General features: G+C 75.3%; 4 protein-coding genes and 2 pseudogenes. All 6 read left to right on the top strand.

What is annotated here, in order from left to right; all coding sequences use genetic code 11:
• Positions 1–565, top strand: a pseudogene (locus CCN42_RS42985) (acyl-CoA dehydrogenase); the annotation flags it as partial.
• Positions 566–571: 6 nt separating this feature from the next.
• Positions 572–1,378: a 4'-phosphopantetheinyl transferase family protein gene (locus CCN42_RS36625; protein ID WP_086741631.1), complete on the top strand. Its 807-nt coding sequence runs from the start codon at positions 572–574 to the stop codon at positions 1,376–1,378.
• A 143-nt stretch (positions 1,379–1,521) separates the two neighbouring features.
• Positions 1,522–2,409: an RNA polymerase sigma factor gene (locus CCN42_RS36620; protein ID WP_158102186.1), complete on the top strand. Its 888-nt coding sequence runs from the start codon at positions 1,522–1,524 to the stop codon at positions 2,407–2,409.
• Positions 2,406–3,821 (top strand): aldehyde dehydrogenase family protein, encoded by a 1,416-nt coding sequence (locus CCN42_RS36615; protein WP_245877633.1) that lies wholly within the window; start codon positions 2,406–2,408, stop codon positions 3,819–3,821. Before CCN42_RS36620 ends, CCN42_RS36615 begins: the two co-directional genes overlap by 4 nt.
• Before the next feature lie 47 nt (positions 3,822–3,868).
• Positions 3,869–4,351 carry a DUF4188 domain-containing protein gene (locus tag CCN42_RS36610; protein ID WP_086172088.1) on the top strand — a complete coding sequence of 161 codons (483 nt, stop codon included), beginning with the start codon at positions 3,869–3,871 and terminating at the stop codon, positions 4,349–4,351.
• Positions 4,348–4,559, top strand: a pseudogene (locus CCN42_RS36605) (acetyl-CoA carboxylase carboxyl transferase subunit beta); the annotation flags it as partial. The gene CCN42_RS36610 and the pseudogene CCN42_RS36605, both read left to right, overlap by 4 nt.

The following is a 4,559-nucleotide window of genomic DNA, read 5'->3' as shown; positions in this document are numbered from 1 at the left end:
CGAGGTGGCCCGCGCGCGGGCGGCCGTCGCGGACCTCTTCGACCCGGCGCGGCCCATGCCGCCGTACGAGCCCGCCGCGCAGCAGCTGTTCAGCCGGGCCGGCGACGACTCGGTGCTCGCGCTGCGCTCGGCCGTCGGCGAGCTGCGCCGGGCCGCCGAGACCGCAGGCGGACGCGACGCCGCCTGGCTCGCGGGCTGCGCCGACACCGCCGGGCAGCTCGCCGACGAGGTGCACCGGCTGGCCGACGAACACGCCAAGCTCTTCGCCGACCAGGGCCGGGCGGCCGGGCAGTCCGCGGAACTGTACGACCTGGCCAAGCAGTACAGCGCCGTCTCCGCAGCGGCCGCCTGTGTCCACCTCCACCTGCACGGCCGGGACAGCCTCACCCCCGCCCTGCGCTCGCCCGCCGTGCTGCTGCTCTGCCTCGAACGGCTGCTGCGCCGCTTCCACCCCACCCGCCGGGTCACCGGCCCCGACGACATCGACACCGTCGCCGGCGTGCTGGCCGAGGCGCACCGCGAGGGGCGGCTGTTCTCCTTCCGGCCGTACCGGGTCGGGTGGTGACCGCCGATGTCCGCGACCGCGCCGTCCGCCGGCCCGCCGCACCCCACCGCCGACGGCGACCCGCTGGCCGGCGGGGCCGACGTGTGGCTGCTCGCGGAGGAGGACGTCCCCCGGTTCGCCGCGGCGACCGGCGGACTCGACCTGCTCACCGAGGAGGAGCGGGCCCGCCACGACCGGCTGCTCTTCCCCGCCGCCCGCGCCCGCTTCCTCGGCGCCCGGCTGCTCTCCCGGCAGGTGCTGTCGCAGTACGCCGACGTGGCACCCGCGCAGTGGCGGTTCGAGAAGGGGAAGTTCGGCCGGCCCACCGTCCAGGGCTCCGACTGGGGGCTGGACTTCAACCTCACCCACACCAACGGGCTGATCGCCGCGATCGTCGTACGCGGCCGTACGGCGGGCGTCGACGCCGAGACGACACCCGCCCGTCCGGAGGCCCTCCGCTTCGCCCCCAAGGTGTTCACCCCGCTGGAGCAGGAGATCCTGCGCCGCGACCGGGAGGACCAGCAGGGGCACGCCTTCGCGGACTCCTGGGTCGCCAAGGAGGCCTACACCAAGGCCACCGGCATGGGCATGGCACGCGGCTTCGACGCGTTCTCCGTGCACCGGCTGCGCGGCGGGGGACTGGCCGTCGTCGACGACGAGATCCCCGAGCCGGAACGCCCGCTCTGGCAGATCCAGGTGCTCCAGGTCTGGGACCGCTTCGCCCTCGGCATCGCCATCCGCGCCAGCGAGGACGACACCGGACCGATCCCCGTGCGGCTGCGCTCCGCGATGGCGGAACTCCTGCCGCGCCCGGCCGTGGACGGTGTCCGATGACCGGCCCCGCTGTCCACTCCTGGCATGGCCGCTACCGGACAGCGGTGCACGTTTCCGGCCACCGCGCGCGGTGTGTTGCATGGAAGACGCAATCCGCCGGAGTGCGCGCCGCAGCGCGGGAGTTGGCATACGGAGGCCGAGCCATGCCGTCGAAACCGAAGGGGAACGCGGAGCTGCTGGCCGGCTGCGCCCGCGGCGAACCGGAAGCCTGGGACGAGACCGTGGACCGGTTCGGCGCCCTCGTCTGGACGGTGGCCCGCAGCCAGCGGGTCAGCTGGGCCGAGGCCGAGGACGTACGGCAGCTCACCTGGTTCCGGCTGATGCAGAACGCGCACCGCATCCGCGACCCCGACCGGCTCGGCGACTGGCTCGCCACCGTCGCCCGGCGCGAGGCCGTCAAGGCGGCCGGCCGCGCCCGGCGGCTGGTGACGATCGGCGACACCGAGACCCTCGAGTACCTGGTCGACCACCGCCGCGGCCACCACGAGAGCCCCGAGCAGATCACCCTGCGTGCCGACCGCGACCGCGAACTCCTGCGCGCGATCGACACCCTGTCCCCCCAGTGCCGGGACGTCCTGCTCCACGCCCTCCAGGACCCGCCCCCCAGCTACCAGGACCTCTCCGCGGCCCTCGCCGTACCGGTCGGCTCCATCGGCCCCATCCGCACGCGCTGCCTACGCCGCCTGCGCCGCGCCCTGGACGCCCCGGCCCCCGCGGAGAACCCCACGCGGGGGTGCACCGGCTGCCCGGCGGCGACCGCCGAACCCGCGGCCCCGCCGCCCCGCGAGGGGCGCGGGGAACGGCGCGAGAACCCCGCACGACCCGCCCCTGCGCAGCGCCCGGCACCACCCGCGGTGATGGCAGCCGGCGGGCAGCCCGCACCGCCGCCCCGCGAGGGGCACGGGAAACCGCGCGAGAACCCCGCACGACCCGCAGCCGCCCGACGGGCAGGCCCTGGACTCCCCGGGCGCGCAACCCCGACCGCCGCTGCCGCCCGTTCGGCAGAGTACGAAAGCGAGGTCCGCAGGTGACCGCCCCCACCGACACCCCGGCCCGGCTGGCCAGCCGGGAGATCACCACCGGCGAGGAACTGGGCAGCGTCGAGCGGGCCGGGCCCGACCGGGTCGCCTCCGCCGCCCGCCGGGCCGCCGCCGCCGCGCCCGGCTGGGCCGCGGTCCCGGCCGAGCGGCGCGCCGCGATCGTCGAGCGGGCCGCCGAGCTGCTGGAGGAGCGCACCCGGCGGGCGCAGGACCTGCTGGTGCGGGAGGGCGGCGCCATCCCCGGCAAGGCGTACTTCGAGGTGCTGCTCGCCGCGCAGGAGCTGCGGCACGGCGCCCGGCTCGCCCGCGACCCCGGCACCCCGCACCCCGGCTCGGACGACCCGTCCCGTGCCGCCGAGGTGACCCGGGTCCCGCTCGGCGTGGTCGGCGTGGTCGTGCCGTGGAACTTCCCGCTGCTGCTCGGCGCCCGCTCCCTCGGCCCGGCGCTGGCCCTCGGCAACGCGGTGCTGCTCAAGCCCGACCCGCACACGCCGCTGTCCGGCGGCAGCCTGTTCGCCGAGGTGTTCGCGGAGGCGGGGCTGCCGCCGGGGGTGCTGGAGGTGGTGCACGGCGACGCCGAGACCGGTGCCGCGGTGGTGCGGGCGCCCGATGTGGCGATGGTGTCGTTCACCGGCTCGACACAGGCGGGCCGGGAGATCGGGGCGGTCTGCGGCCGGCTCCTCAAGCGGGCCGTCCTCGAACTCGGCGGCCAGAACGCGTTCGTCGTCCTCGACGACGCCGACGTCGAACAGGCGGCGGGCGCCGGGTCGTGGGGTTCCTTCCTGCACCAGGGCCAGATCTGCATGTCCGCCCGCCGCCACCTGGTGCACCACTCGATCGCCGAGGAGTACGCCGGGGCGCTGGCCCGGCACGCCGCCGCCCTGCGGGTCGGTGACCCGTACCGCAGCGACGCCCAGATCGGCCCGATCGTCGACCGCCGCCAGCTGCGCGGCATCGCGGCCGCCGTCGAGCACGCCGTGGCGCAAGGGGCCCGCCTGCTCACCGGGGGCCGGCCGGACGGACCGTACTATCCGCCGACCGTGCTCGCCGACGTCACCGAGCGGATGGACATCTTCCACACGGAGGTGTTCGGCCCGGTCGCCACCATCACCGCCTTCACCGACGACGCCGACGCCGTACGGCTCGCCAACACCTCCGACCACGGCCTGACCGCCGCCGTCTACACCGGCGACACCGCCCGCGGCACGGCCCTCGGCCGGCAGTTGCGCTGCGGTGTCACCCACATCGGCGACCAGACCGTGGTGCAGGACGCCGCCCTGCCGTTCGGCGGCATCGGCGCCTCCGGCAACGGCTACGGCTTCGGCGGGCAGGCCGCCCTGGAGGCGTTCACCCGCTGGCGCACCCTCACCACCAGCACCCCGCCCCGCACGTACCCCTTCTGACCAACCCGCCAGCCATTCCCGTCTCGCCGCAACCGGAGGGAACCCCCATGGACCTGAAGGTCATCACCGAGCCCCGGATCGCGGCCCCGCCCGAGGGCACGGTGGTGCTGCTGATCGGCCTGCGCGTGAACAAGTTCTGGATGGTGCACCGCTGGATGCCGGTGATCGGCTCGATGATCCCGATGCTGATCGAGCTGCGGAAGAACAAGGAGCACGGCTTCCTGGGCTCCCGCGCCTGGTTCAACCGCACGGTGATCATGGTGCAGTACTGGCGCAGCATGGACGACCTCATGCGCTACTCGCACCGCAGCGACGGCAAGCACCGCTCCATGTGGGCCTGGTTCAACCGGGCCGTACGCAACGACGGCGCCGTCGGCATCTTCCACGAGGCGTACGTCGTCTCGCCGGACCGGATGCACACCGTCTACCGGAACATGCCCCGCTTCGGCATGGCCGCCGCCACCGAGTCCGTACCGCAGAAGGCGGCCCCGCCGGTCCCCGGCGGCGAACGCAGGAGGAAAGCCGCATGACCACACCCCGGCAGGTCCGGGCCGACCAGGACGTCCAGTGGCGCCGCTGCGCCTCCTGCGGAGCGTTCGTCTACGGCAAGCGCCTGGACCGCAACCGCAAGGTCTGCCCCGAGTGCCAGTTCCACTTCCGCATCCCGCCGGACGTCCGGATCGGCCAGCTCGCCGACCCGGGCAGCTTCCGGCCGCTGCCGGACCCGCCCGCCCCCGG

Origin of the sequence: Streptomyces glaucescens (assembly GCF_002154375.1) — a bacterium.
Classification (GTDB): Bacteria; Actinomycetota; Actinomycetes; order Streptomycetales; family Streptomycetaceae; genus Streptomyces; species Streptomyces glaucescens.
This window is presented reverse-complemented; position numbering and strand designations above follow the sequence as displayed.